Here is a 26,551-nt window from a genome sequence, read left to right as displayed (position 1 = left end):
TTTATTTCAGCAGGAAGGCTCATGGCTGGTGTCATCGAATGCGCGTCAGGCGGTCTGGATGATGCGTCCGATGGCTCCCATCACGCGCTGGAACTGGGAGACCTCAAGGTGGAGCTGCTTGTGGCCGTCGGGAGTAAGGGTGTAGTAGCGGGCGCGGCGATTGCCGGCGGTGACTCCCCACTCTGCCGTGACCCAGCCTTTGAGGAGCATGCGCTGGAGGGCGGGATAGAGCGAGCCTTCTTCTACCTGAAGGATCTCATCGGAGTTTTGCTGGATGGACTCGGCGATCTCGTAGCCGTGCAGCCGTCCGCGAACGGCGATGGTTTTGAGGATGAGGAGATAGAGGGTTCCAGGAGGGATTTCGTCGCGATCTTCCGTTGGGCTGGAACTGCGGTTGACGAGTGCGGCCATGACAGAGATTCCCTTCAGCAGAGCTTGGCATAGTTAGACTATGCCAGTAGACCTCCGCTTCCGTTTTCATGTCAATACGGCTCGTCACAACGGGCTGATTTCCCCGGAGACTCAGGAACTTCGCGCGGCATCCAGCCAGCCCTCCATCTGCTGGTGGCTGACAAGGCCGGCCTGCTGAGAGACGAGACGACCACCGGAGAAGACGGCGAAGTTGGGGATACCGCGAACGTTATAGCGGGCCGAGAGTTGGGGATTCTGCTCGGTGTCGACCTTGAGGACAAGCGCGCGGCCTTTGGTGTTCGTTGCAGTTTGCGCGACCTCGGGAGCAGCCATGTGGCAGGGACCGCACCAGTCAGCCCAGAAGTCGACGAGGACGGGAACGCGGGAGTTCTGAACAATCTCGTCGAAGAGCTGCGTATCGACCGGAATCGGCTCGCTGACGGGGGCCAGGTCGTTTTTGCAGTTACCGCAGCGCCCGGTATCGGCCAGATGGTTGGCGGGAATGCGGTTCTTCTGTCCACAGCTTGGGCAGGTCCGGATAAGTGGCATGTCTTCGAGCTCCGATGTGGTTGGATGCGGATGGAAGGGTCGAGGATACAGCGAGCGCAGAACCTGGGTACAGCAGTCTGTCTGAGTGGGGTGCAATTGTTAACTGCGCTTTTTCGATCGGGAGAGTACTCTATCCGCGAAAGCGATCATGACAGACAAAGTAGAGCGAGGAAGAAGATGGCAGAATGGGTAGCTCATTCCACTCCACTGCTTCACGTTGCGGAGATCGAGCGATCGATCGCGTTCTATCAACTGCTGGGCTTCCGGCTGACTGATGACGATGGATGCACCCCCATCGGGTGGGCGCGGCTGCATTGCGAGGGCGGCAGCATCATGTTCCTGCGGGCGGAGCGGGAGATCGACGCTGAGGCTCAGGGATTCCTTTTTTCCATGTACACGCCGGACCTTGCGGGACTGCGAGAACACCTGATTGAGAAGGGTGCAGCGGTGTCGGAGATCAAGCATCCACCGTATCTGCCGAGCGGAACGATGAATCTTGCGGATCCTGACGGATACCACATAGAGATTGCCCATTGGGGCAACGCCGAGCAGGAGGCCTGGGAGAAGCATCTGGCCGAACGCAAGGAATTGGTTTAAGCGCGGCGGCGATAGCGGATCGCGAACTCGTAGCCTGAGTTTGGCGGGAAGAGTCTGGCGATGTGACGCAGGCGGTCGGCGAGGGCCTGCGGAGCGAGAAGAGGGTACTCCCGCTCGCGCAACTCGGTGTAGTCGAAGTCGAGAGAGAGGGAGAGCAGATAGATCGCGACCGCGTCGGAGAAGGAGCTCTCGAGGAAGCTGGTTTTGGCGCGCTCATCGATGGTGGTCTTGCCCTCGGATTTTCCGACAAGCGAGAGATTGCGGCTCTCCCAGGCATCCTGCGAGGTCTCGCCGCGTACATCGGCGAGAGCCTGAGCCCAGACGAGCTGCTGAAAGCTTTCAGGAACTCCGGCGACATCGACGAAGGCGTGGCCGACGTTGATGAAGAATTCGAAGGCGAGGGCGAAGCGGTCTCCGAGGAGGCGTGTGGAGATGAAGACGCCCTCGGCGTTGTCGAGGGTGACGTTACGATGGCAGATGGCCTGGTCGCCGAGCTCAGTGGTATAGGCGGGGGCTACCAGGGTGGAATCACCGGCCCGGCCTTCCGAGAGAGCGAGCGGAACGAAGTAGTAGGCCTTGCGGGCGAGAGCGGAGGCGATCGCCGAGGGAACGGCCTGCACCATCCGCTCCAGATCGGGGCCTTCGAGGCTGTTATCGCCGAATGCAGCGTAGGCGATACCGTTGGGAGCGCGATGCACCGTTGTTTCGCGGGCAACCTGCACCGCCCGCAGTAATCCGTTTTGAACACCTTCAGCCATAAAGCAGTATTCTACTGGTATGACGCCAGGATCGCAGGGAGAAGGAATAACACGGCAGACGCAGGAAGCGAAGGCAAATCTCTTCGGGATTCCGATGGGAGACCTGGGGTGGTTCGCAAGCCTGCTGATGGGGGCGGCTGCGGGATTTTCGGCGTTTTTCGCAGGGACCTTTGTAGGAATCATCGGAATTATGATCTACAACTCGACAGCCCATCAGGCGGTGGATGTCTCCCTGAGCTACAAACGAGGTGGGCTGATCGCTGGTGTGATTATGCTGTTGGTATCGTGGGGATACCTGGGTACGCTATGGGTGAAGCGGATCACACGCAAGGCCTAGTTCTGCTTTGTATCGAAGAGCTTAGACGTATTTAACCCTAGTTACCGGGCCTGTTCTCTCAGCCGATCGGAAAGAGTCCGCCGCCCCCTCACGCAGGGCCACCTGCGGCAAGGGTTTTGCCTAGGTGGCTTTGCGCTGGAAGTTGGTTTTCTTGGTTCCGGCAAAGGTGTCCTTGGCCTTGACCGATGAGCTGGAAGAGGTCGAGAAGGACTTGCCGTCCTTCTGTTGTGCGGCCTTCTCGCGCAGCGCCTGCAGTTTCTGGGCCTTGGGGCCGAGACCGCCGATCTTTGCTCCGTTGGGTTTCGGGATGAAGTCACTCATACTGAAATTTTCTCATGATCGGGAAGATTCGGTGAACAGCGCTTTTGAAGCACGCCTGTTCTTTCAGAATGCGGCCTGCCGATTGTAGAAACATCCGTATCGACAACGCTTTCGTCAACTTTTTCGCTTGCGCCTTCGTCTCCTACCCATACCCATTCTGCTATTCTTCGTTATCCGATCCAACCCCCTATTTCTTTCTGGAGGACCATCAAGCATGTCATTCGTTCGCACCGTTGCGCGCTGGAGCTTTTATACGGCTGCAGTTGCTGGCCTCGTAATTCCCTCTCTTGCGGCTGACAAAAAGCCCGTCAAAAAGGAACCTGTCGCGGAGACACCCTCCTATTACGGTCCACAGCCGGCTAAAGAGAATCTTGATCTGACTATGTATGCGCGGATCCGCGAAGAGGGATTCAAGCACTCGCATGTGATGGAGTTCGCGGACGCGCTGACCAACGGCATCGGGCCGCGCCTGACAGGTTCTCCTGACATGAAGAAGGCGAACGAATGGACTCGGGACACTTTGACGAAGGTCGGTCTCGAGAATGCGCACCTGGAGGACTGGGGCGAGTTCGGGATGGGATGGCAGCAGATCAATACCTGGGGACGAATCATCTCGCCCGACCCGGAGCCTATCTGGCTGCAGGCCGCGCCCTGGTCGCCGGCGACCAACGGTCCTCTCACCGGCGAGGCTCTGTACATCTCGATCGCCGATATCAAGGACATGGACAAGTACAAGGGCAACCTGAAAGGGAAGATCGTGCTCTTCGGAGCGATCCGGCCAACGCCTGACCTCGATAACCCGCTCTTTCATCGCTACACCGACGAGGAGCTGAAGGAGATGGAGAACTTTCCCGAGGCCCGTGCGGGTGCACCGAACATTCAGCAGTTGATGGCTGATCGTGCGAAGCTGACCGCGATGCGTACTGCCGCGCTGAAGATCATGACGGAAGAGGGTGTGGCTGCAATCATCACTCCGACGCGGGATGGCGGCAAGGGCGGCGGAACGGGAATCGTTTTCGACGACAACGGAGCGAATCTGATTCGCGGCGCGCAGACGAAGGAGACAGCCGTAACCATTCCCAATGCCGTCATGATGATCGAACACTACAACCGCATCGCGCGGCTCCTGGAGCATCATGTTCCGGTGACGCTCGAGGTTAACATCGAGACCAAGTTCACGGGCGATCACGAGCATGGCTTCGACACCGTCGCCGAGATTCCGGGGACCGATCCGAAGCTAAAGGACCAGGTGGTGATGGTCGGCGGGCACCTCGATAGCTGGATCTCGGGTACAGGCGCGACGGACAACGCGGCGGGCTCGGTGGTGGCGATGGAGGCGATGCGCATTCTGAAGGCGCTGGACCTGAAGCCGAAGAGGACGATCCGCATCGCGCTGTGGTCGGGCGAGGAGCAGGGGCTGTTCGGCTCGCAGGGCTACGTCAAGAATCACTTTGGTACGTTTGCCGAGCCGCCCGGTGCCGAGCCGGCGGTTTCTGCGTTCCTGCGTCCGAAGGGCAAGTTAACGACGACCAAAGAGTGGGAGACACTGGACGCCTACTACAACCTGGACAACGGTACCGGCAAGGTGCGCGGCGTGTACACGCAGGAGAACTACGCGATTGCTCCGATCTTCGCTCAGTGGCTGGCTCCATTGAAGGACCTCGGCGCGACGACGATCAGCTATCGCAACACCGGCGGTACCGATCACCTGTCGTTCGATGCCGTTGGCCTGCCGGGCTTCCAGTACATCCAGGACCCCATGGACTACGAAACCCGTACCCACCACTCCGACATGGACACTTTCGATCGTCTGCATGCGGCCGACCTGCAACAGGCGGCAGTGATCGAGGCGATCTTCCTCTACAACACGAGCGAGCGTGAAGCGATGATGCCGCGCAAGCCTTTCCCCCATCCCGAGCTGGAGCAACAGAAGACGGCACCTATTTCGGGAATCTATCCGAACGTGACAGAGTCGAAGTAAAGCACGCTAGAGATAGAGATCCGAGGCGGCGGGAGCGAGAGCTCCCGCCGCTTTCTTTTCATGCAAAGGAATTCCCTTTTCGACTTTGTGCAGGCGGGCCTTTGTTGCCGGGTCAGAACTCGCATTTGAACATTCATTGCTTCGTTACCGTTTTTTCACGATCGTTGACTACACCTTTGAGCATGGCCTGCCGGGGCAAAAGGACAGGTCCCAGTTCAAGGAGATCGTATGCAGAATTTTTTTGCGAGTACTGTTGCCACAATGCTTGTGGCTGGACAGATTGCGGGGCCATCGCTTGTAAACGCGCAGGCCAACTTTAAAGAGACTTCCATGCCGATCAAGCACCTGGTGGTGATCTTCCAGGAGAACGTCTCCTTCGATCACTACTTCGGGACGTATCCGATCGCTTTGAATCCCCACGGAGAACCCCGGTTCGTAGCAGCACCTGGAACACCAGGCATCAATGGATACACCGACGACCTTCTGTACAACAATCCGAACTTCCTTAATAAGACCTTGAATGGCGCGGCTGCCTCCAACCCGTTCCGTCTGGATCGCTCCGCAGCAGCTACGGCGGACCAGGACCACGACTACACCCCGGAGCAGCAGGCCTTTCATGGCGGCCTGATGGACGGCTTCCCCAAGTACACCGGAGCTCCCGGCCCCCCGCCCAACGGCCAGTCGACCAATGCTTTGGTGATGGGTTACTACGACGGCAATACGGTTACGGCGTTGTGGAACTACGCGCAGCAGTATGCGATGAGCGACAACTCCTACGACACAACCTTTGGCCCTTCGACTCCCGGCGCGATCAACCTGATCTCGGGACAGACGGGTGGAATCGTGGATTCGGTGAGCGCGGGTGACTCCGTTGTCTCCGATGGCAGCGGCGGACAGACGTTGATCAGCGATGCCGATCCTATCGGCGATGTCTGTTCGGGAACCGGAACGGTGCGATTCGGAGGCCAGAATATCGGCGACCTGCTGAACAGCCGCGGCGTGACCTGGGGCTTCTTCGAGGGCGGCTTCGATCTGACAAAGACGAACGCCGACGGATCGACAGGCTGCAGCCGCACGACGACCTCCAAGGTCACGATGACGAAGAAGGCCGACTACATTCCTCACCACCAGCCGTTCCAGTACTATGCCTCGACGGCGAACCCGAAGCACCTGCGGCCTTCGTCGGTGCGGTCGATCGGCTATGACGCCGATCAGGCAAACCACCAGTACGATACGGATGACTTCTTCACCGCAGTCAAGGCGGGGAACTTTCCGGCGGTCAGCTTCCTGAAGGCTTCGGGCTATCAAGACGGTCATGCCGGATACTCCGATCCGCTGGACGAGCAGGCCTTCATCGTGCACGTGATCAACTTCCTGCAGCAGCAGGGGCGGGACTGGGAACACACCGCGGTTGTGATCGCCTATGACGATTCCGACGGTTGGTACGATCACCAGATGAGCCCGATCGTGAACCAGTCCTCCACCGAGGCGGATGCCCTGATCGGACCAGGATCCTGCGGAGACGGTTCCACGGCGCTCTCCAGCTCGACGGCGTTGCATGCGCAGGGCCGTTGCGGATATGGACCGAGACTGCCGTTGCTGGTGATCTCTCCGTATGCGAAGCACAACTATGTGGACCACACGGTCACCGACCAGAGCTCGATTCTTCGCTTCATCGAAGATAACTGGGTTGGCGGACAGCGGATCGAGGGTTCATTCGACAGCCGCGCCGGTTCGCTGCAGAACATGTTCGACTTCAAAAATCCACAGAACGACAATCTGCTGCTGGATGAGAGCACGGGGCTGCCGACGAACAACCACGGCGGCGGCGGCAATCACAATGGCTGGTTCTGAAAGTTGCTTTTTGAACAACTGAAGTAGTTGCATTGCAACGAAGGGTGCTGGAAGCAGTAAGTTCCGGCACCCCTCGTTTCTTTGTTTGCAGAAGGAAGAGGGCAATACGCTTGATCTCTCGACGAAGGTTTCTACGACGGGCCGGTGTTCTGGCTACCGGACTTTCTCTTGAACGGACGATGGTCGCGGGAGGGATCGCGACTGGGTCAAAGGCGCTCGATCCGAATACGCTGAAGCCATTTGTCGATCCGCTGCCCCTACCCGCGACGATGAAGAGCGTTGGCATTCGTCCCGATCCGGAGGATCCTTCGAAGAGCATTCCGTTCTACAGGGTGACTGCGGAGGAGATCCATCAGAAGGTGCACCGCGACCTGCCGCCGACACGGATGTGGGGCTTCAACGGCTGCTCGCCGGGGCCGATCTTCGAGACGAAGAGTGGGCAAGGCCTGATGGTGGAGTGGGCAAACCGGCTCCCGTTGAGGCACTTTCTACCGATCGATCACACGCTGCACGGAGCCGAGGCCGACAAACCCGAGGTGCGCTGCGTGGTTCATTTGCATGGCGGCAGAACGCCTGCGGCGAGCGATGGATATCCGGAGGACTGGGTGGTGCCGGGCAAGTCTCTGCTCTATCACTATCCCAACAAGCAGGACGCCGCGCTGCTGTTCTACCACGACCACACGATGGGGATTAATCGGCTGAACATCTATGCGGGGATGCAGGGACTCTTCGTGATTCGGGATGAAGCCGAAGATGCGTTGAATCTGCCCAAGGGCAAGTACGAGATTCCGCTGATGCTCTTTGACAGGTTTTTGAGGGCTGATGGACAGTTGGAGTATCCCGTCTCCGGAAACCCTGAGTCGCCGTGGGTTCCCGAGGTCTACAGCAACGTGATGCTCGTGAACGGAAGGCTCTCTCCTTATCTCGAGGTCGAGCCGCGCAGATACAGGTTTCGCGTGATGAACGGATCGAACGCACGGTTCTTCCGTCTCTCCTTCGGCGATCAATTGGAGATGCATGTGATCGGTGGAGACCAGGGATTGTTGGAGGCACCTGTGAAGGCGAAACATACGCTGTTGAGCCCTGCGGAACGGACGGACCTCGTGTTCGACTTCAGTGCACACGCCGGGGAGAAGCTGCTTCTGAAGAGCGACAGCTTCGACATTATGGAGTTTCGCGTGGCGGCCTCGGGCTCGAAGGACGAGAGCCCACTGCCAACGGCGTTGCGGACTATAAAGCGGATTCCGGAGAGCGCGGCGGTGCGAACGCGACGGCTGACGCTCGACGAGAAGATGGACAAGGTTCAGGACTCCATGGGGATGTTGTTGAACAATACTCCCTGGCACATCCCGGTGACGGAGAAACCGGTGATCGACACCACGGAGATCTGGGAGTTAGTGAATCTTACCGAGGATACTCACCCGATTCATCTGCACCTGGTGAAGTTTCAGATCCTGGACCGGCGCAGCTTTGACGTCTTCCACTTTCAGGACACGGGCGAGATGAGGTACACCGGACGCGCCGTTCCGGCGGGACCGGAAGAGGCCGGGTGGAAAGATACAGTGCGCTGCGAGAAGGGCCACGTAACCCGCATCATCGTTCCCTTCGAAGGCTACAAGGGTCGCTATGTGTGGCACTGCCATCTGTTGGAGCACGAAGACAACGAGATGATGCGACCGTTCGAAGTGGTGGAAGCAGGTCACGGCGCGTAACCTCGCCTTCCTTGCTATCCCCGTCGCACGACCTACAAGATCAAGCGCATTTTTGTATCTGCGCAAAACGATCTCCTAGACGCAATGCAACTGCGTTATTGTGGAGCGGACAACAGATACCCGGGCCCGTGCGTTTCATTCGTTCCAAGGAGTGTGTGCATGGCAACAAAGAAGAAACCGGCTCTAAAAAGAGCCACAAAGAAAACTGTGGCAAAGGCCTCGCGCAGGCAGGCGGCATGGCCAAAGACAAATGTCGTTCCTGACAGCATCGATTTGAGGGACCGGCCTTATCAGCCGTCGGTGATGCTGATCCCCGCCGAGATGCTGGCACCTTCCATCCAGATTCCGGTGCTGAATCAGAAGATGACGAGCGCCTGTACGGGATTTGCCCTGGCCAGCGTCATCTTTCACCTGCAGCACAAGGCGAAGCGCGAGAAGGTTCCGCAGCCGGTTTCGCCGTTCATGCTGTATTCCATGGCGCGCCGCTACGACGAGTTTCCGGGCGATCCCACGAAAGACACGGGATCGAGCCTCCGTGGCGCGATGAAGGGCTGGTACAAGTACGGCGCCTGTTCTGCCCGGCTGTGGAGCAAGGAAGCCATGCCCGCCCCGGCGACAAACCCCGATGACGATTGGTGGCAGGATGCTGTGCGACGTCCGCTGGGAGCGTACTATCGCGTGGATACGCGCAGCGTGACCGACATGCAGGTGGCGCTGAACGAGATCGGCGTGCTGTATGCAAGCGCGATGTGCCATGCGGGGTGGATGGAGGGGCTTAGGCCGAAGGCCAAAGCTGACGCCAAACCCGCCGCAGACTACTGGGTGATTCCGCGAAAGGAGCCAACTCCTCAGGATGGAGCGCATGCCTTCGCCATCGTGGGGTACACGCGCGAGGGATTCATCATCCAGAACTCATGGGCCACCCTTTGGGGTACCGGCGGACGCGCGGTGTTGACCTACCAGGACTGGACCGAGAATGCGATGGACTGCTGGGTCGCACAGCTTGGAGTGACCACCGATCTGCACACGGAGATCGCAAGCTCGGCCACGTTGCGCGTGAAGCAGGGCCGTGTCCAGCTGGCGAGTGATGAGACCCTGCGCAACCGTGAGATTGGGCCGTTCATCATTGACATGGAGAACAATGGCAAGCTGAGCAACACGGGCGACTTCCGCACCCAGGACAGCGACGTGACCGCGCTTTTGAACCAACAGCTGGGTGAGGCTAGGAAGAAGTGGGGACTTCGCGATAGCCAGCCGGTGGATGTCGCCATCTACGCTCACGGTGGCCTTACTTCGGAAGATGACGCCGCTACGACTGCAGGGCAATGGATTCCCGCCATGTACGACCGCCAGATCTTTCCTATCTTTTTGATGTGGGAGACAGACCTGTTCTCTACCCTGAAGAACATCTGGGCGGATATCTCCGCGAAGCAGCCGCGCACTACAGGCGCGGTTCTGGACCGGGTGAAGAGCTGGTGGGACTCGCGACTGGAGCGGCTACTGGCGGTTCCGGGCTCGAGTGTATGGGGCGAGATGAAGCAGAATGCGGATGCGATCTCAAGCGCTCAGGAGAGTGGCGGACGAAAGCTGTATGAGGCCAGCAAGAGTTCGCCCTACTTCAAGGACCCGTCGAAGGTGAGATTGCACCTGGTCGGCCACTCGGCGGGAGCGATTGTTCACAGCTACATCGTGAACCGTTTGAAGTGGAACTTTGAGACCGTGAACTTTATGGCTCCTGCAGTGCGCGCGGACGTGTTCCAAAGCCAGGTTGTGCCTGCCATTCGAAGCGGAAAAATAAAGCGATACAACCAGTTCGAGCTGACGGACGAGATGGAGCAAAAGGATCCGACCTGCAAGCCCATTCTCGATTACAGCCGCTCGCTGCTGTATCTGGTTTCGCAGTCGTTCGAAAAGGGAGAGGTCACCCCGATCTTAGGAATGGAGAAGTACTTCACCAGCGAGATTCTGTCGCTTGGGCTACCGAATATCACAATCTTCAAGGCGCCACAGCAGCATTCCAAGAGCACGACCCATGGCGGCTTCGATGACGACGCGACGACCCGAGAGAAGATTCTCTCGCTGATCAAGGGGTGACCTCTATCGCACACGGTGTCCGTCACTTCGCTCGACACACGATTGCCAGATCGGTATAGGCTGTCATCGTGAGCGCAGACGAGGCGGCGGAGATTCTTTCGATCGGCGGCCGCGAGGTGCGGGTAACGCATCCGGAGAAGCTGTATTTCTCCAAGCAGATCAAGGTCACGAAGCTTGACCTGGTGCGTTACTACCTCGCAGTGGCACCCGGTGCGTTGCAGGGAATTCGCGACCGGCCTATCGTGCTGAAGCGTTTCGTGAATGGTGCAGAGGCGGAGCCGTTCTACCAGAAGCGAGCACCCAGCGATCGTCCTGAGTGGATTCGCACGGTCACGCTCTCGTTCCCTTCAGGACGCACTGCGGAGGAGATCGTTGTCGATGATGCGGCGGGGCTGATCTGGATCGTGAACCTCGGTTGCATGGAACTTCATCCACACCCGGTGCGCACGGGCGACCTCGACCATCCTGATGAGCTGCGCGTCGATCTCGATCCCATCCCCGGCGTAGGCTGGGACGACGTACGCCGGGTGGCGATGGAGGTGAAGGCGGTATTGGAAGAGGTAGGGCTGCGCGGCTGGCCGAAGACCAGCGGGTCGCGCGGCATGCACGTCAACGTGCGGATCGAGCCGCGGTGGAGTTTCACCGAAGTTCGCCGGGCGGCGATTGCGCTGTCGCGGGCAGTGGAGAAGAGAGTTCCGCAGCTGGCCAGCTCGAAGTGGTGGAAGGAAGAGCGCCACGGCGTCTTTCTGGACTACAACCAGAATGCGAAGGACCGCACGACGGCCTCGGCTTACTCGGTTCGCCCGTTGCCGGATGCAAGAGTGTCGACACCGCTCGAGTGGGATGAGGTGATGGAGTGCGATCCGCAGGAGTTTACCGTCTTTACGGTGCCGGAGCGGTTTGCGAAGAAGGGCGATCCACATGCCGGGATGGACGATGCTGCCGGATCGCTTGAAGGGCTGCTGGAGCTGGCAGCACGCGATGAGGCCGAGGGACTGGGCGATGCTCCGTGGCCTCCGCACTTTCGCAAGATGGAGGGTGAGGCAAAGCGGGTGGCTCCCTCGCGCGCGAAGAAGACCGTTGCGAAGAAGGCAGACGGTGGTGAGGAGCAGACGGACACCGCTGTCACGTCTGCACCCAAGAGGCGTCAGTCGAAGATGCCGCTGATTGTGGTTGCCAACTCCACGAACAAACAGGAAGCCCTCGACGGCCTGGAAAGATGGAGGGCGCGGCATCCGGAGGCAGCGAAGCTGCTGGCTGTAGATGACGTGCTGGTCGACTCGATGCGCGGAAGCTCGTCCACGTGGACGAGGGTTCGCGTAAACCTGCGGCATGTTCCCGAAGCGATTCGGCCTCCGCAGGAGACGCCTGATCCCGATGACGACCCAACCCGGAAGTGGCGCGAGATGCGGGCAGCAGCACAAGCAAGCGGGGAACACCCTAAACGCACGCGAAGCAAAAAGGAATAGGATCCCCAAACCTTCCGGCATCCGCGGACGAGGTTGCAAACCCCTGAAAGCACGTGGCGAAGACCGTTATAATCGGGCTATGGACGCCTCACCGCTGGTTGGAGTGATCATGGGAAGCCGCAATGACTATGCGGTGATGCGCGGCGCCGTCGAGATGCTTGCCGAGTTCGGCGTTCCGCACGAGGTGCGGGTGGTCTCGGCGCATCGCACGCCCGATCTTCTCTTCGAATATGCCGAAACTGCTGCCTCGCGTGGCCTTCGCGTCATCATCGCGGGCGCGGGTGGAGCGGCGCATCTTCCCGGAATGGTCGCGGCCAAGACGGTCGTGCCTGTGCTGGGCGTGCCAATACCGGCGACCGCGCTGCAGGGGATGGATTCGCTGCTGAGTATTGTGCAGATGCCGAAGGGCGTTCCCGTAGGCACGTTGGCTATCGGAGCTCCCGGCGCAGCAAACGCCGGCCTGCTGGCCGCGCAGATTCTTGCCACCACCGATGCTGCCCTACGCGAGAAGCTGACCGCATGGCGGGCAGCACGACGGGACGAGGTCCTGGCGCAGGTGATCGCAGAAGAGACTCCCGGGGCCAAGGCGTGAGTAGAGATTCAGCTGCACAACCGATTCTTCCCGGCGCAACCATCGGCATCTTCGGCGGGGGCCAGCTTGGCCGCATGACCGCCATGGCGGCGCGTGCCATGGGATATCGCATTCAGGTGCTCGACCCCGACCCAGCGTGCCCGGCGCGCTTTGTCGTGGACGGCTGCATCGAGGCCAACTGGGACGACGCGAGGGAGGCCGCAAACCTTGCCCGCGGATGCGACGTGGTGACCCTCGAGATTGAGCAGATCTCGCTTGCCAGCATGGACGCGGCTGCGAACTTCGCCCCGGTACGTCCCGGGCGAGCGACGCTGGCCGTCATCCAGGACAGGATCGAGCAGAAAAACTGGTTGCGGAAGCATGGCTTCCCTATCGGCGACTATCGCGCCGTGCACTCGCTCGAGGAGCTGCGCGAGGCGATCGCAGCATTGGGCGGACGATGCTTCTGCAAGAGCGCGACTGGAGGCTACGACGGCCGGGGGCAGGGTAAGGTCGGCTTCCGCGAGGGTGCGGACCCGGAAGAAGAGGTTCGCGGAGCCTGGGAAGCACTGGGCGAAGGAGCCGGAGTCGCCGAGAAAGCAGTCGATCTGGAGCGCGAGATCTCGGTGCTGGTCGCCCGCAGCCCGTCGGGCGAGGTGAAGGTCTATCCCGCTGCCTGGAACCACCATGAGAATCAGATTCTGGCCTGGAGCGTGATGCCGGCGCCGCTTACCGATCCCATGGCAGCCGAGGCCAGGCAGCTTGCCGAGAGCATCGCCGACACGTTTCAGCTCGAGGGCATCCTGGCGGTGGAGATGTTCGTGACCACCTCAGGCCAATTGCTCGTCAATGAGCTGGCTCCGCGGCCGCATAACAGCTATCACGCAAGCGAGCGAGCCTCGGTCACCAGCCAGTTCGAGCAGCTGGTTCGCGCCGTCTGCGATCTTCCCCTCGGAGATGTGGACATCGTGCAGCCCTGCGCGATCGCCAACCTGCTGGGAGACGTGTGGCTAAACGAGGACGGCTCCGCAAGGGTGCCGCACTTCGACAGGGCGTTGGCGGTACCGGGGGTTCGGCTGCATCTCTATGAGAAGCACCGGCCACGCAAGGGCCGCAAGATGGGGCATTTGAGCGCGGTGGGGGCAACGGCGGATGAGGCCGTGGCGAGCGTTTTACAGGCTCAGACGCTGCTGTGATTTATCTCATCGAAGATCTGGAGAGTTTCCCCCGCAAGATGAGCACAATTTTTACTGCATCTTTGAGGCAAAGAACTCCTATCAGGATAAAAACCAACGCGAAGAACAGTTCAACGCTGGTTTGAGCCAGCTTGTCTCGATGGCTCCAGATCTGGGGAAGCAGGGCGACATCCGACATACATAGAAGGCCTAGCACAGTCTCAAAGAGGAGGCGGAGCACAAGCAGAGATTGCTTCATCGCGATTTATGCTCTCACATCGAGCAAGGCTGGCGTTCACACCTGGAACCTCAGTCAGTACACGCTAATTCCGATGTTCCGTGGTATCTTCTAAGGTGCACTGAATTTCGTGCATGTATTTTTGAGGGCTTTCGATGAGCAGCTCTGAGCTTGAGTACGTGCTTTCGCTGCGCGATGTGAACATCGGCACCAGCCAGAAGCGGCTGCGCGCCGAGATCATCGAGTTCATTCAGCGGCATGAGGACGCGGTGCTGGCGCAGCTCCGCACGCACGAGTCGGCCGTCATCCCCACCTCGTTCGGCGAGATCACGCTGAACCTCGCCGACCTCCACGAAGCAATTGCCTAGGAGATAACGTTGCTGGCGCTTCTCGTCAGCTTCCTCATCGCCGTCTACCTGCTTGGCCCCAACCTGATTGCGCGGTGGGCCGCGGACCTTGTCGTCTTTCGCAAGACCCGCACCGAGAGCCACGCTGAAGAGGTTGCACGCTCCATCATCGTCGCTGCGATTCCTCTGTTGCTTGCCGTGGGATGGGCGCGGTGGACTGGCGCTCTGTGGCATAGCGGTACGCAGGCCGATGTGGAGACGGTTTTCTCCGCGCTGCAGAGCGACAACTTCTTCCAGTCGCACCACCAGCAATTTTTCACCAGCCTCTATGCATTCTTCTGGATGAACTACGCGATCCTGTGGCGGCTTTATCTGATCGTGTTTATCGCGTGCGGGGTACGCGTCTTTGTGGTGCTGAACTACAACCACATCTGGCGGCGGCTGAATAAGCGGTGGATGAGGACGCTGCTGGCGACGATCGTCCCGCGCATCTCGGAGTGGGACCTTCTGTTCAGCGACATGCTGCTACCCGAGGGCAGCTTTCGCATCATGGCCGATATACTCACCAAGTCAGGCGGGCTGTATCAAGGAGCGATTCAGGATCGCATGTTGAACAATGATGGCTCGCTGCAGAGCATTACGCTGGCGAATCCGCGGCGGTTTGAGCGCGCCGATTTTCGCAAGGCGAAGGGCGCGGACCTCGCCACCGTGCCGGAGGAGTTCTGGTTCAACATTCCAGGCAATCTCTTCATTGTGATGGCATCCGACATCGCCAACCTGAACCTGCGCTATATTCGCCGCAAGCCGCTCTCGTTCCAGCCTTCCAATGAGGAGCGCGAGGTGCTGACTCGGCTGCTGGACCGGTTGAAGGAGAAGTAAGGCCGCTGTTCGCGGCGTAAAATCTCATCGAGATGACGATTGAGATATCGGAACAGGCCCGCACGGAGGCCATCGCCTCCATTCAGCGCTACTTCGAAGAGAACATGCCAGAGCCCATCGGCAATCTCCCAGCAGGGCTGTTGCTGAATTTTTTCATGGAAGAGATCGGGCCACTGATCTACAACCGCGCCATCGCCGATTCGCAGGCGCGTATGGCCCTGCGAGTCTCAGATCTTGGCGGTGAGTTGTACGCCGATGAGTTTCAATACTGGCCCAAGGTTGACGCCAAGCGCAGAAACCGCAGAAAGTAGTTGGACAGTCATGCCCGTCCGGCGAAGTCACGCGTCTCGGTTGAGACCTTCACCTTCTCTCCCTCCTTGATGAAGAGAGGAACGCGAATCTCCAGGCCAGTTTCAAGTTTGGCTACCTTGGTGACGCTGCCACTCGATGTGTCGCCTTTGATTCCGGGCTCGGTCTCAGCAACGTTCAGCTCGACGAAGATCGGGAGCTGCAGGCCGATAGGGTTGCCGTTGTATTTATGCACCTGGATCTCAAGGCTCTCAATGAGAAAATCAGTTGCGTCACCGACCATTCCTTCTGTGAGCGTGAGCGTATCAAAGCTCTGCTGGTCGAGGAAATTAAATCCGTCGCCGTCACTGTAGAGGAAGGTTGCGGGAACGAGTTCCAGGTCGGGCTCCTTGAACTTTTCACCGGCCTTGAAGGTCTTTTCGAAAACGGCGTTTGTCAGCAGATTGCGCATCTTGAGACGTACAAGGGTCTGGCCACCGCGCGCTGTCGGCGAGCTTATGTCGGCTTCCATGCAGTAGAAGGGAATGTTTTCGTGCTCGAACAGCGTCTTGCGCTTAACGTTGATTGCTTCGATTAATGCGGCCATGCACTCCTCAACAAACAGGTCCAGATAAAGACAGCGGTACGAACCTGATCTTTACTCTTGAGTATAGGTGCCGCGGGTCGATGCATAAAGGCGGCTGCCCGGTTACTCTTCTCCGCGAGTTTCCTGCTTGAGGCTTTCCTTCTGTTCGCGAGCCTGCATCCAGTCGCGCAGGATGACCACAGCCGCAACCTGATCGATGACATATTTGCGATCGCGCCGGTCGTGTCCGGCCTCGTCGAGGATCTCGTGGGCGGCGCGGGAGCTTAGTCTCTCATCCCACAACTGCACCGGCAGACCCGAGCGTTCGCGCAGCTCTTCGGCAAACTGATGCACCTTCACAGCCCAGGAGCTGATGTCGCCGGACATGTGCAGCGGATTGCCGACGACGATCTCCGTAACCTCGTGCTTTCGAATCAATTGCAGCAGGCTGCGCAGGTCTTCACCACGGCCCTTGCGCCACACCGTCAGCAGAGGCTGCGCTGTGTAGCCCAGCGGATCAGAGAGAGCTACGCCGATGCGCGCCTTACCGACATCCAACCCCATCACGCGTCCCGTGGCCATGCCTCAAGTCTATCGCTCTCACTGGATGCGAGAGACTGCGTTGCAGGACTATAGTGATGTCGAGGTGCGACGATGAACTACAAGTGGTTGAGCCGGCTGAACACAGCTCGGGCCTGGATGTTCGGCGCAACGCTGTTCATCGTGGGAACCGTCTGGCTGGTCCGGCACTAAATCCTGCCCATTGCGGACAAGACACACGCACCTTTTATGTATGTGTAACCTTTGCCTGTCGCAATACCTCTAACGATTCGTCACGGCGGTAACCGCAATGGCATCGACTGGCCCACTTACTTATGCGAACACACATTCCCGAACCTTTTTATAAGGAGACGATTCCATGTTTGATATGAAGAACCTGACCAAGCTGAAGAAGCTTGAAGAGCACGCGCCCGAAGCAGCCAAGGCATTCTGGGCCTTCGATAAGGCCGCGTTTCAGCCTGGCGCAATCGACGTTCTACACAAACAGCTGATGGCGCTGGCCGTCGCGCTGACAACGCAGTGTCCCTATTGCATCGAACTGCACCGCAGAGCAGCGGTAGAGGCTGGCGCCACCGAACCGATGCTGGCGGAGACCGGTCTCGTCGCCGCCGCGATGCGCGCAGGCGCCGCAGTGACCCACTCGACGCATCTCTTCAAGGATTAGTTCTTTCAGGCTCCAACGAGTCGAATGATCTGAAATAAAAGCGGCGGCTCCGTGAGGAACCGCCGCTCGTAGTTTTTAGTGCCGCGCCGAAGGCGCCTTTCACCGTGCGCGCAGCACTAGCCGATGTCTTCGGACCAGTTCTCGAGGTAGGCTTTGAAGTCGCTCATGAACTTGCCTGCGTCGGCTCCGTCCACGATGCGGTGATCGAAGCCAAGCGTAAAGCGCTGGATCGAACGGATCGCGATGGAATCGTTGCCGTCCTTGTCGGTGAGGACTTCGGCTTCTTTGTTGAGTCCGCCGATGCCCAGGATGGCAGCCTGCGGCTGGTTGATGATCGGTGTGCCGAACTGCTCGCCGAAGATGCCGGAGTTGGTCAGGGTGAAGGTTCCGCCCGAGATCTCATCGGGAGCGAGCTTCTTGTTGCGTGCACGATCGGCCACGTCAACGATGCCGCGCGCGATGCCGAGGAAGTTCTTCTCTTCGGTCTGCTTCAGCACCGGGACGATCAGACCCCAGTCCAACGCGACCGCGATGCCGATGTTGATGTTCTTGTTGTAGCGGATCGCGTCGCCTTCGACGGCGCCGTTGACGATAGGATGCTTGCGCAGGGCATAGATTGCCGCCCGCGTGATGAACGGCATGTAGGTCAGCTTGACGCCGTTGCGCTGCTCGTACTTGGATTTCTCCTTCTCGCGCAGCTTCACGATGCGGGTCATGTCGACCTTGAAGACGGTGTGGACATGCGGGCTGGTGCGCTTCGATTCGACCATGCGCTGCGCAATGATCGAGCGCATCTTGGTCATCGGAACGACCTCGCCGGGCATCGGGGGTAGTGCGGCTGCGGGAGCAGCAGGCTTCGAAGCGGCAGGAGCGCTGGCTGTTGGGGCTGCGGCGGCGGGCTTCGCTCCACCCTCAAGGTGGCCGAGAATGTCTTCCTTGGTGATGCGGCCTGCGGAGCCGGTGCCTGCGACCTGCGCGAGATCGACGTTGTTCTCCTGCGCGATCTTGCGAACCAGCGGCGAGGAACGACCACGTTCGCCCGCAGAGGCTGACGTGGCAACAGGTGCAGCGGCAGCAGGTGCAGCAGGAGCTGCCTTAGCAGGTGCAGCGGCGGGCTTGCCCGCGCCTCCACCGATCACGGCGACGACCGTATTGATCCCGACGGTGTTGCCTTCTGCCACCTTGATCTCGGTAAGGGTTCCGGCGACCGGCGAGGGGATCTCGGCGTCGACCTTATCGGTTGAAATCTCAAAGATCGGCTCGTCTCGCTGGACGGTATCTCCGACCTTCTTGAGCCACTTGGTGATGGTGCCCTCGGTGATGGATTCGCCCATCTGGGGCATCAGGACTTCCGTCCCGCCGCCTTGTTCGATGATGGTGCCGGCGGCAACAGAATCGGCTTCGGCGGGATTGCCCTGGGTCGCCGCAGGAGCGTCCTCGGCGGCAGGGGTCACCGTATCGGCAGCAGGAGCTGCCGCAGTCTCGGACTTCGCCGGTGCGCCGTTGTTCACGCCTCTGCCGCTCGCCTCAATGATGGCGACCACGGTGTTGATCGTAACGGTGGTGCCTTCGCCGATCTTAATCTCCGTCAGCGTACCTGCCTCGGGCGAGGGAATCTCTGCGTCGACTTTGTCCGTGGAGATCTCAAACAGTGGCTCGTCGCGCTGAACTGTATCTCCTGGCTTCTTCAGCCACTTGGTGATGGTGCCTTCTGTGATGGACTCGCCCATCTGGGGCATGACTACGTCTGTCGGCATGAAATTCTCCCTGAAGCTGGTGCGGGCGGGGTTTGAGCGACACTCCGTCCATCCCGGCGCGAACCGGGCGTACGAATCGGATTATACGGGGATTGCAGCGTGGATGGCTTGCTGCTGGTGCGGTTAGCGAACTTGATGTGCTTTTAGCGAGCACCCTGTCTTCCTTCGCGGGAAACGACCCGTTTCGTCTCTCCCGGAGAGGCTAATTCCGCCGTAAAACCTGTCTATAAAAGCCGTACCAGCGGTGGAAACGTAAGGAGCAGGCTGCCCACCAGAAACGCAAGGGCCAGTTTTACGGCAAAGGAGCAGGATGGCGGACGTGTCCTCCAGAAATGCGACAGCGCCGCCCATGACAGGAGGAAAGCCAGGGATCCAAGGAGAAGCACTCCGCTCAGCGCTCCTGAAGGAGGGTAGATGCCGAGAAGGTGATTGACGCCCGGACTGCTGTTGCCTAGCAGATAAAGCAGTCCGAAGGCGAAGCAACCGACAGAAGACGCGACCAGCATGGAGCAGGCGGAGACGTAATTCGGAAGATCCTGGTTCATTGTGCCCCCATTGAGAAGCTGACCGCGTCCGTGACTGGAGCATATTTGTTAAGGAAGGCCCCGGTAAGTCCTGCGACACCGGTAGCAAAAAGCGCGGTGGCAGCAAAAACAAGGACGCCGAGACGCAATGGCGGATGTTCGCGTAGAGCAACACGGCAGCGTATTAAAAGAAAGACGGCCGCCGTGAAAGCGAGGGGCGCAATGAGAGCGATGTGCTCCTTCCACTCCATGCCCATGGAATGAAGGGATGCTGTGGAGGCATGGGAGAGGAGAAACGCTCGTGGATGCATGTGAATGTCATCGCCAGCAGTGCTCGGAGCACGATACCAGGGATACACAAGAAAGGTTCCGGAAAGGACGGCCGCCCATCCGAAGATGGCTGCGCCGGAGAGATAGACCCGCTCCCACAGCGGAAGAGTCTCTGGCAGGGAAAGATGCCTATGGTAGCGAAGGCTCTCAAGAAGCAACGCATAAGAGGCCAGCAGGAAGAAGACACCGAAGAACAGGCCATGGAGCTCTGTCCAGAGTGCGTGATGAGCCATCGGGTGGGATCCCTCCAAGAGCAATGTAGACGATAGACGCCATCCGGTAAATGCTGACGGCACGTGAGTAGAGGCCCTGTGGAGCATCACCGTCTTTGCCAAACCACTATGGAGCGCCGACCGCCAGCAACTTGTCGAATGAGTTACTGGCAACAATCTGGCGCTGAAAGACACGGCCAAAGGCGCGCGAAGTGGAGTGGATGGCGTTCTCCATCGTAGGCTGACGCGACGGATCTCCGGTCGCCTGGGCCTCCAGCTCGAGCGAGGTGACAGTGCGATCGGTGATGCCGCAGGGAACGATGAGGTCGAAGTCGCGCAGGTCGGTGGTGACGTTGAGCGCGAAGCCGTGCGAGGTTACTCCCTGCGAGACGTGAATGCCGAGGGCGGCGATCTTCTTCTCCTGAATGCTGCCGCCCGCCGCGGTCCAAACGCCGGTGCGCCCGGTGATGCGCTGAGCCAGGATGCCGAAGTCGAAGCAGACGCGGATGAGAACTTCTTCGAGCATGCGCATAAAGTCGACCGGGCCGAGGTGCGGGCCGCGTTTGCCGGGCAGGTCGCCGCGCAGGTCGAAGATGGGGTAGCCCACCAGCTGTCCGGGGCCGTGGTAGGTGACGTCGCCGCCACGATTGATCTCGTGCAGCTCAACGTCGCGCGAGGCGAGGAGTTCGTCGGAGGCAAGGATATTTTCGCGGTTCGAGTTGCGGCCAAGCGTGAGGACGGGGGGGTGCTCCATTAGTAGCAGCGTGTCGCCGATTGCACCCTGTTTGCGTGCATCGACCACGCGTTTCTGGATAGCGAGGCCTTCAGCGTAAGGAATGCGGCCGAGTTGGAGGAGGTAGAGGTACATAACCTTTCCCTTTATTATCCCGGACCAAGACGTTACCGGCCACTATACAAACAGGCCAAGAGGTGCTTCAGCCTCTTCTTCGATTTCTGTGGGTTCTGCGTCGAGTGTCAAGACACCGCAGCGTAGAAGAAATTGCGCAGTCGCATCAAACTCGTTTGACGCGTGAGTCGGATCATTGCTCGAACCGGCGGGCACGTAGATCACCATGCCCTGTCGCGCGCGTGTAAGCAATACCCGATAGGCATTCTTGCGATAGGTCACTTTCTCCGTACTCTTGATCGACGACCATTTACTTGGGGAGCCGTGACGCAGAGCTCGCAACTGCCAACCATCCCTCCTCCAGATCATGTCTCCGCCCCAGCAGAGTCCGATCCAATCGAGTTCCAGGCCTTGAATCTCAAACTCCGTTGCAAAGACCTCGCAGCAATAGCTCGAACGCACATCGTCGGGTTTTGCGAGGTACCAATGTTCCCACGGATACTCTGCGTGAAACGAAGAGCTCGGCTCCAAACCATCTGCTCGCAGTCGCGCGCCTCCGGAGGAGCCGACCAACCCATAGCGTATCTCTCCTTTGCGCTGACTATGCAACATTTCACGGGCCCTGCTTAGACTGCGCGTCAGAAAGATTGGGAACCTGGCTGTAACTCCGATCGCGGCTGCGCTTTTGTCATCTCCCTCGATGACCTTGTTTACCCAGCTTGCCAGCTGCTCAGCGCGGAGACTGCGATTCGACGTTCTCAGGTGCAGATGGGGATTCGTGGCGACAACGCGCGCGGCAACACCTTCAGCGAACAACCTGTGGTTAGCTGTTGACGGCCCTCCCTCAAGAACCTCCGGTGAGGCATAGATCGTCCACGCCTTACCGCTTTCACTCAATGCTTGGCCCCACTCTTCCAGCCCGGCCTCGCCATCGTTGATCTCCTGGCCGCCTCCTACCAGCGCGACAACAAATGACCAATCTTCGTGCCGCTCCATAATTTGTAGCAGCATCTCGGGTTCCGAATAGTCGCGCTTAAACTTCCTCAAATTTTGCGCCTTATTCCATGCTCGCTGCGCTTCATCGAAGATGATTGCGTGATTGGAAGGAGCGCCTTTGTCATCGTCGGTGTAGGTACGTGCAAAGACGTGAACGTTTTCGATCAATGTGCGTGCATGCTCTTTGGCCTCATGCGAACGTGTTCCCTGACGCATGCTCTCTTGCGTAAAGAGGTGTTGAAGCACCTTTACGAGGGGTCCATTGCCGCTCATAAAGTGGATGGGACATTCTTTATTCTCACTTGAATGAGCAAGACCTAGGCCGACCAGCGTTTTACCGGAGCCAGGAACACCAGTCAGAAAGCAGATTGCATGTTGACTCTGCGTTCGTGCCATATTCATGTAAGTCTGGATCGTCTTCCCGACCTCTTCAATCTCATGCTCTGATGCCTCAGAGTGTGCGATCTCGCGGATAGAAAGGCCTGTACTAAGAGCTGTTGCTGCATCAATGATGCTTGGTACGGGAAAGTACGGACTTTGCTCCCACTGTAGTGCCGAGAGCTGTTCTCCGCCTTGAGCATCAATGTCCAGGAGCAGATCGGAGAGTCTGTCCCATGAACTGCTCATCACTGGAGCGATCCAATACTGTGGCATCTGCTGGAAAAACTCTCTCTGATTGAGCGCGACAAGATCAGGCACGGCGCATTTCGACGACACAAGCACTGGCACGATCCTTCGATTTGCTGATCCCTTATGGAAGTAGTGCAGCAAAAGAGCATAGGTTTCTAGTTGCTGCTTCGCAGTTGATCCTACGTCTGCGGTCTTAGCCTCGATAACTACGATCGTGTCACGCACAAGCAAAACGACGTCGATACGTCGTTCCTTGCGAGGGATCGAAAACTCCAGGATTACGCCCCAACTACTCACATCCTGCGACTGCTCCGTGCATCGCAATAAAGTTGCTTGCAGAGACTCCAAGTCGCTCTGCCAAGTCAATGTTTGGTCGGCATATTGCGATGTGTAGCCGCGATGGGCATAGGCGGTGGAGAGATTCGCAAGAAGGATAGCGGGAGATTGCGACAGAAATTGCTCGACTGCTGCGCAGTAAAAAGAGGCCATTGGTGTTTGTACGGTTCGGCGCCAGGATACCAAGTAGGGTGTCGCAGTTATTCCAAAAAAGAAATCGGCGACCCTGAAGGTCGCCGTTTCATCTCGAAAATACCGCTTGCTTACACGTTGATGGCCTTGCCTTCAACGCTGGAGAAGGCATCCAGCAACGCCTCGGCCACCGTCGGATGAGCGTGGATGGTGAACATCATCTCTTCGACCGTGGCTTCGAGCTGAAGTGCGGTTACGGCCTCGGCGATGATCTCCGTCGCGTAGGGCCCGATGATGTGGACGCCGAGGATTTCGCCGTACTTCGCATCGGAGACCACCTTCACGAAGCCGTCGTGCGCATCGAGAATGGTCGCCTTGGAGTTGCCGACGAAGGGGAATTTGCCCACCTTGACCTGGTAACCCTTCTCCTTGGCCTGCGCCTCGGTCAGGCCTACACTGCCAATCTGCGGCTCGGTGTAGGTGCAACCTGGGATACGCTGGCGGTTGATCGGCTTGGCGTACTTGCCCGCGATGCGCGCCGCGACGACGAGGCCGGCCATCGCGCCGACGTGTGCGAGCTGCGGCATGCCTCCGACGATATCGCCGATGGCGTAGACGCCGGGCTCGGTCGTCTCCATCCACTCGTTGGTCATCACGAAGCTGCGCTCGGGCTTGATGTTGGTCTTCTCGAGCCCGATGCCCTCGGTACGCGGCGCGCGGCCTACGGCCATCAGCACCTTCTCCGCCTGCTTGGACTGCGCCTTACCGTTGGAATCGGTCCAGGTAACCAGCGCACCCTGCTTGTTCTTCTCGATCTTGGTGTCCTTGATGGAGAGGTTGACGTCGATGCCGCGCTTCTTGAACTGGCGCAACAGTTCCTTCGAGACCTCCTCGTCTTCTACCGGAACGACCCGTGGCAGAACCTCGAGAACCGTGACCTCAGCCCCGAAGCTCTTGAAGATGGAGGCGAACTCGACTCCCACGGCCCCCGAGCCGATGACGACCAGCGATTTCGGGGCCTCGGCGATCTTGAGGATCTCGTAGTTGGTCAGGATGGTGTCGTCCGGCTTATAACCCGGCAGAACGCGCGCGTCGGAACCTGTCGCCAGCACGACTTTTTTGGCCTTGATGGTTTCGGACTTGCCGTCCGCGAGCTTCACCTCAACGGTATGAACGCCGTCTTTTGCTGGTCCGGTCAGTTTGCCAAAACCCTTGAAAGTAGTGATCTTGTTCTTCTTCATAAGGAAGTCGAGGCCCTTGGTATGCCGCGTGATCACATCGTCCTTTCGGGCGAGGACGTTCTTCCAATTGAGCTTTGGCGCGGATACGCCGTCGATGCCGTAGCTCTCGGCGTGCTTCAGGTGATCCCAGATCTCGGCCGTGAACAACATGGCTTTCGTCGGAATGCATCCCCACAGGAGGCAAGTCCCACCTAATCTGTCATTTGCATCTACCAAAGCTACTTTAAGTCCATACTGCGCCGCGCGGATACCGCAGGTGTAACCGGCAGGTCCGCCGCCAAGAACCACTACGTCAAAGATCGTGTCAGCCAAAGCCATCTCCTTCTCGTATACCCAAACATATTAGATTACACAGGTTGTCAATCGATCCGAGGCAGGGTCGAGAGATAGGTCTTCCCTAAAAGCCTCCATCCAGTAAAAGATTTAGCTTGCAGAAATATGGTCGTGCGATAGACTCACGTCATTCTCGAGCCCGGGCCCTGGCATCGATTGAAATAATTACGCCTTGTAAGCGAACGGAAGATGATCATCCACGGGAGTGCCGTAGAGAATAATTCGATTCTTCGTGCCCAGTATTGCGTTGTGGGTTCGGGCATGGGCGGCGCTGCTGTCGCGTCCAGTTTGGCTCGCGCCGGCAAAGACGTCTTGCTGATCGAAGCGGGTATGGCACAGCCCTCGCCCGCGAACATTCTTGGCAATGTGACCGCCGAGCATACCGGCCGCCCCTTCGGCATACCGATTACGCGTTGTATTGAGCTCGGAGGCACGAGCAACGCCTGGCACGGTAACTCCAACCCATTGGACGAGCATGACTTCGAGCCCAGGCCCTGGCTTGGTGCTGATGGTTGGCCGCTGCGTCGCGAGGATCTTAACCCGTTCTACGAGAAGGCTGCTTTTCTGCTGGGACATGATTCCTGTAGCGGCCTCCAGCCCGAGCTTCTTCCCTCGGCGGTGCATCGCGGCATCAAGAAGATCCAGTACGATCCGGCGATCCTGCACCCGAAATTTCTTGAATATCGAAAACCGCCCCACCGATGGAAGCCCGTGCTTCTCGATCTGGCAAATGCCGGCAAGCTCCGATGCCTTCTTGATACCTGCGCCCTCGAGCTGCTCCCCGATGAAACCGGCTCCGGAATTACTGCTCTTAAGGCAGCCGCCCCGGGCAGGACCTTTCGGATCGAAGCGAGCACCTTTATCGTTTGCGCGGGCACGCTTGAGACCCCGCGCCTGCTGCTGAATTCGCGGTCGCGGTCGCAGAACGGAATCGGCAATGATCATGACCTGGTCGGCCGGTTCCTGATGGATCATCCGACCGGCCCCTTTTCCATGCTGCGGTTCCGTTTTCCTCTGCGAGCTCTCGCCTATTCCGATCTGTCCCTGCCTGGCGGCGTCCGGTACTTCAGAGCCGCACTGACGCTCCGGCCGGAGCTTCAGCAAACCGTCGGCACGTCGAACCACTACTTCATGATCCGCCCCTGCATAGGATCGAGGCACGTCCAGGAAAATCTGCGACTCTCTTTTCTCTCGGCGCGGTCGTTCCGCGATCTGACGACCCGGCAGATGATCGGCATTCTGGGCACTCCCAACCTGATGTACCGCATCCTGATTGCGCGCTGCGGCCTGCCTGCCTTCTACCGGTACGGCGAGCTGTTCTTCATGGCTGAACAACTTCCGAATCCGGAGAGCCGCGTCAGCCTGTCGCATGGATCGCGTGACGCTTTCGGCTACCCCATCGCCTCCATTCACTGGAAGCCGGCTGTAAACGACTTCAGCAGCCTTGAGGAGTTCACCCGTGCGGCCTTTGGCAAAGGGCTTCAGTCCCGCCAGTATCGTATGGCGCGCGAGGGCACGATGGAAGACTGGATCCAGAACTTTACCTCGGCCGCGCATCACCTCGGCACCGCCCGCATGTCCTCCACGTCCACTACCGGCGTAGTGAGCCCGCAGCTTCAGGTCTTCGGCATGAGAAACCTCTACGTCTGCGATGGCTCGGTCTTCCCGACCGCGGGAAGCGCGAACCCCTCGCTCACGATCACGGCGCTGGGCATTCGTCTTGCAGATCATCTGCTTCAACAACCAGCATGACTCCTTGCCGGGGCAGGCAAGGGAAGGAAATTCCAAATTCCTCAACTCACGTGCGGTGTTTTACGCGGA

At 58.9% G+C, this 26,551-nt stretch carries 26 protein-coding genes; 14 read left to right on the top strand and 12 right to left on the bottom strand.

Annotated elements, in window-relative coordinates; genetic code table 11:
- Positions 1 to 45: 45 nt before the first annotated feature.
- Entirely contained in the window at positions 46 to 411 is a 366-nt protein-coding gene (locus AC5S26_RS03235) for a PadR family transcriptional regulator (RefSeq protein ID WP_494183411.1), read from the bottom strand.
- Positions 412 to 522: 111 nt separating this feature from the next.
- Positions 523 to 960 (bottom strand): thioredoxin family protein, encoded by a 438-nt coding sequence (locus AC5S26_RS03230; protein WP_494183410.1) that lies wholly within the window; start codon positions 958 to 960, stop codon positions 523 to 525.
- A gap of 177 nt (positions 961 to 1,137) precedes the next feature.
- Here AC5S26_RS03230 and AC5S26_RS03225 point away from each other — a divergent pair, with 177 nt between their 5' ends.
- Complete coding sequence (locus AC5S26_RS03225) at positions 1,138 to 1,557, top strand: VOC family protein (RefSeq protein ID WP_494183409.1); 420 nt, start codon at positions 1,138 to 1,140, stop codon at positions 1,555 to 1,557.
- On the opposite strand, the gene AC5S26_RS03220 is transcribed toward AC5S26_RS03225, so the two are convergent.
- Positions 1,554 to 2,315, bottom strand: a complete 762-nt coding sequence (locus tag AC5S26_RS03220) for a hypothetical protein (protein WP_494183408.1) — start codon at positions 2,313 to 2,315, stop codon at positions 1,554 to 1,556. The two genes, AC5S26_RS03225 and AC5S26_RS03220, sit on opposite strands and share 4 nt — an antisense overlap.
- A 19-nt stretch (positions 2,316 to 2,334) precedes the next feature.
- Between AC5S26_RS03220 and AC5S26_RS03215 the strand changes: the two genes are divergently transcribed.
- Positions 2,335 to 2,652 carry a hypothetical protein gene (locus AC5S26_RS03215; RefSeq protein ID WP_494183407.1) on the top strand — a complete coding sequence of 106 codons (318 nt, stop codon included), beginning with the start codon at positions 2,335 to 2,337 and terminating at the stop codon, positions 2,650 to 2,652.
- Positions 2,653 to 2,772: 120 nt separating this feature from the next.
- On the opposite strand, the gene AC5S26_RS03210 is transcribed toward AC5S26_RS03215, so the two are convergent.
- The gene (locus AC5S26_RS03210; protein ID WP_494183406.1) at positions 2,773 to 2,973 is read right to left on the bottom strand and encodes a hypothetical protein; all 201 of its coding nucleotides are present in this window, start codon (positions 2,971 to 2,973) and stop codon (positions 2,773 to 2,775) included.
- Positions 2,974 to 3,187: 214 nt separating this feature from the next.
- Here AC5S26_RS03210 and AC5S26_RS03205 point away from each other — a divergent pair, with 214 nt between their 5' ends.
- The 10 genes from AC5S26_RS03205 (at position 3,188) to AC5S26_RS03160 (ending at position 15,604) form a co-directional block, all read left to right on the top strand.
- Positions 3,188 to 4,954 (top strand): M20/M25/M40 family metallo-hydrolase, encoded by a 1,767-nt coding sequence (locus AC5S26_RS03205; RefSeq protein ID WP_494183405.1) that lies wholly within the window; start codon positions 3,188 to 3,190, stop codon positions 4,952 to 4,954.
- A gap of 228 nt (positions 4,955 to 5,182) precedes the next feature.
- Entirely contained in the window at positions 5,183 to 6,808 is a 1,626-nt protein-coding gene (locus AC5S26_RS03200) for a phospholipase C (RefSeq protein WP_494183404.1), read from the top strand.
- A gap of 110 nt (positions 6,809 to 6,918) precedes the next feature.
- Positions 6,919 to 8,520: a multicopper oxidase family protein gene (locus AC5S26_RS03195; RefSeq protein WP_494183403.1), complete on the top strand. Its 1,602-nt coding sequence runs from the start codon at positions 6,919 to 6,921 to the stop codon at positions 8,518 to 8,520.
- A gap of 159 nt (positions 8,521 to 8,679) precedes the next feature.
- Complete coding sequence (locus AC5S26_RS03190; protein ID WP_494183402.1) at positions 8,680 to 10,614, top strand: C1 family peptidase; 1,935 nt, start codon at positions 8,680 to 8,682, stop codon at positions 10,612 to 10,614.
- A gap of 68 nt (positions 10,615 to 10,682) precedes the next feature.
- Positions 10,683 to 12,083 (top strand): non-homologous end-joining DNA ligase, encoded by a 1,401-nt coding sequence (gene ligD, locus AC5S26_RS03185; RefSeq protein WP_494183401.1) that lies wholly within the window; start codon positions 10,683 to 10,685, stop codon positions 12,081 to 12,083.
- A gap of 79 nt (positions 12,084 to 12,162) precedes the next feature.
- The gene (gene purE, locus AC5S26_RS03180; RefSeq protein ID WP_494183400.1) at positions 12,163 to 12,675 is read left to right on the top strand and encodes a 5-(carboxyamino)imidazole ribonucleotide mutase; all 513 of its coding nucleotides are present in this window, start codon (positions 12,163 to 12,165) and stop codon (positions 12,673 to 12,675) included.
- Positions 12,672 to 13,850: a 5-(carboxyamino)imidazole ribonucleotide synthase gene (purK, locus tag AC5S26_RS03175; protein WP_494183399.1), complete on the top strand. Its 1,179-nt coding sequence runs from the start codon at positions 12,672 to 12,674 to the stop codon at positions 13,848 to 13,850. The genes purE and purK overlap by 4 nt, the downstream gene beginning before the upstream one ends.
- 372 nt (positions 13,851 to 14,222) lie before the next feature.
- Entirely contained in the window at positions 14,223 to 14,435 is a 213-nt protein-coding gene (locus tag AC5S26_RS03170; protein ID WP_494183398.1) for a hypothetical protein, read from the top strand.
- Positions 14,436 to 14,444: 9 nt separating this feature from the next.
- A complete protein-coding gene (locus AC5S26_RS03165) occupies positions 14,445 to 15,293 on the top strand; it encodes a hypothetical protein (RefSeq protein ID WP_494183397.1) in 849 nt (282 codons plus the stop codon).
- 32 nt (positions 15,294 to 15,325) lie between these two features.
- Complete coding sequence (locus tag AC5S26_RS03160; RefSeq protein WP_494183396.1) at positions 15,326 to 15,604, top strand: DUF2164 domain-containing protein; 279 nt, start codon at positions 15,326 to 15,328, stop codon at positions 15,602 to 15,604.
- A gap of 8 nt (positions 15,605 to 15,612) precedes the next feature.
- Here the strand turns inward: AC5S26_RS03160 and AC5S26_RS03155 are convergent, their stop codons facing one another.
- Both AC5S26_RS03155 and ruvX read right to left on the bottom strand, forming a co-directional pair.
- Entirely contained in the window at positions 15,613 to 16,188 is a 576-nt protein-coding gene (locus tag AC5S26_RS03155) for an elongation factor P (protein ID WP_494183395.1), read from the bottom strand.
- Positions 16,189 to 16,290: 102 nt separating this feature from the next.
- Positions 16,291 to 16,749, bottom strand: coding sequence for a Holliday junction resolvase RuvX (gene ruvX, locus AC5S26_RS03150; RefSeq protein WP_494183394.1), 459 nt, complete (start codon positions 16,747 to 16,749; stop codon positions 16,291 to 16,293).
- A gap of 337 nt (positions 16,750 to 17,086) precedes the next feature.
- On the opposite strand from ruvX, the gene AC5S26_RS03145 reads away from it, so the two are divergent.
- Complete coding sequence (locus AC5S26_RS03145) at positions 17,087 to 17,392, top strand: carboxymuconolactone decarboxylase family protein (protein WP_494183393.1); 306 nt, start codon at positions 17,087 to 17,089, stop codon at positions 17,390 to 17,392.
- Between the two features lie 116 nt (positions 17,393 to 17,508).
- Here AC5S26_RS03145 and AC5S26_RS03140 read toward each other — a convergent pair whose 3' ends face one another.
- From AC5S26_RS03140 to lpdA, 6 genes are all read right to left on the bottom strand, one after another.
- A complete protein-coding gene (locus tag AC5S26_RS03140) occupies positions 17,509 to 19,149 on the bottom strand; it encodes a 2-oxo acid dehydrogenase subunit E2 (RefSeq protein WP_494183392.1) in 1,641 nt (546 codons plus the stop codon).
- A gap of 224 nt (positions 19,150 to 19,373) precedes the next feature.
- Positions 19,374 to 19,694 (bottom strand): hypothetical protein, encoded by a 321-nt coding sequence (locus tag AC5S26_RS03135; protein ID WP_494183391.1) that lies wholly within the window; start codon positions 19,692 to 19,694, stop codon positions 19,374 to 19,376.
- Entirely contained in the window at positions 19,691 to 20,236 is a 546-nt protein-coding gene (locus AC5S26_RS03130; protein WP_494183390.1) for a hypothetical protein, read from the bottom strand. Before AC5S26_RS03130 ends, AC5S26_RS03135 begins: the two co-directional genes overlap by 4 nt.
- Positions 20,237 to 20,342: 106 nt before the next feature.
- Positions 20,343 to 21,098 carry a lipoyl(octanoyl) transferase LipB gene (gene lipB / locus AC5S26_RS03125; protein WP_494184597.1) on the bottom strand — a complete coding sequence of 252 codons (756 nt, stop codon included), beginning with the start codon at positions 21,096 to 21,098 and terminating at the stop codon, positions 20,343 to 20,345.
- Positions 21,099 to 21,125: 27 nt separating this feature from the next.
- The gene (locus AC5S26_RS03120; RefSeq protein ID WP_494183389.1) at positions 21,126 to 23,177 is read right to left on the bottom strand and encodes a DNA/RNA helicase domain-containing protein; all 2,052 of its coding nucleotides are present in this window, start codon (positions 23,175 to 23,177) and stop codon (positions 21,126 to 21,128) included.
- Positions 23,178 to 23,287: 110 nt separating this feature from the next.
- Positions 23,288 to 24,709, bottom strand: a complete 1,422-nt coding sequence (lpdA, locus tag AC5S26_RS03115; protein WP_494183388.1) for a dihydrolipoyl dehydrogenase — start codon at positions 24,707 to 24,709, stop codon at positions 23,288 to 23,290.
- Positions 24,710 to 24,919: 210 nt separating this feature from the next.
- On the opposite strand from lpdA, the gene AC5S26_RS03110 reads away from it, so the two are divergent.
- On the top strand, positions 24,920 to 26,482 hold the full coding sequence (locus tag AC5S26_RS03110; RefSeq protein WP_494183387.1) for a GMC oxidoreductase: 1,563 nt from the start codon (positions 24,920 to 24,922) through the stop codon (positions 26,480 to 26,482).
- Positions 26,483 to 26,551 lie beyond the last annotated feature (69 nt).

This window comes from Edaphobacter sp. FHG110511_03 (assembly GCF_059115365.1).
This window is presented reverse-complemented; position numbering and strand designations above follow the sequence as displayed.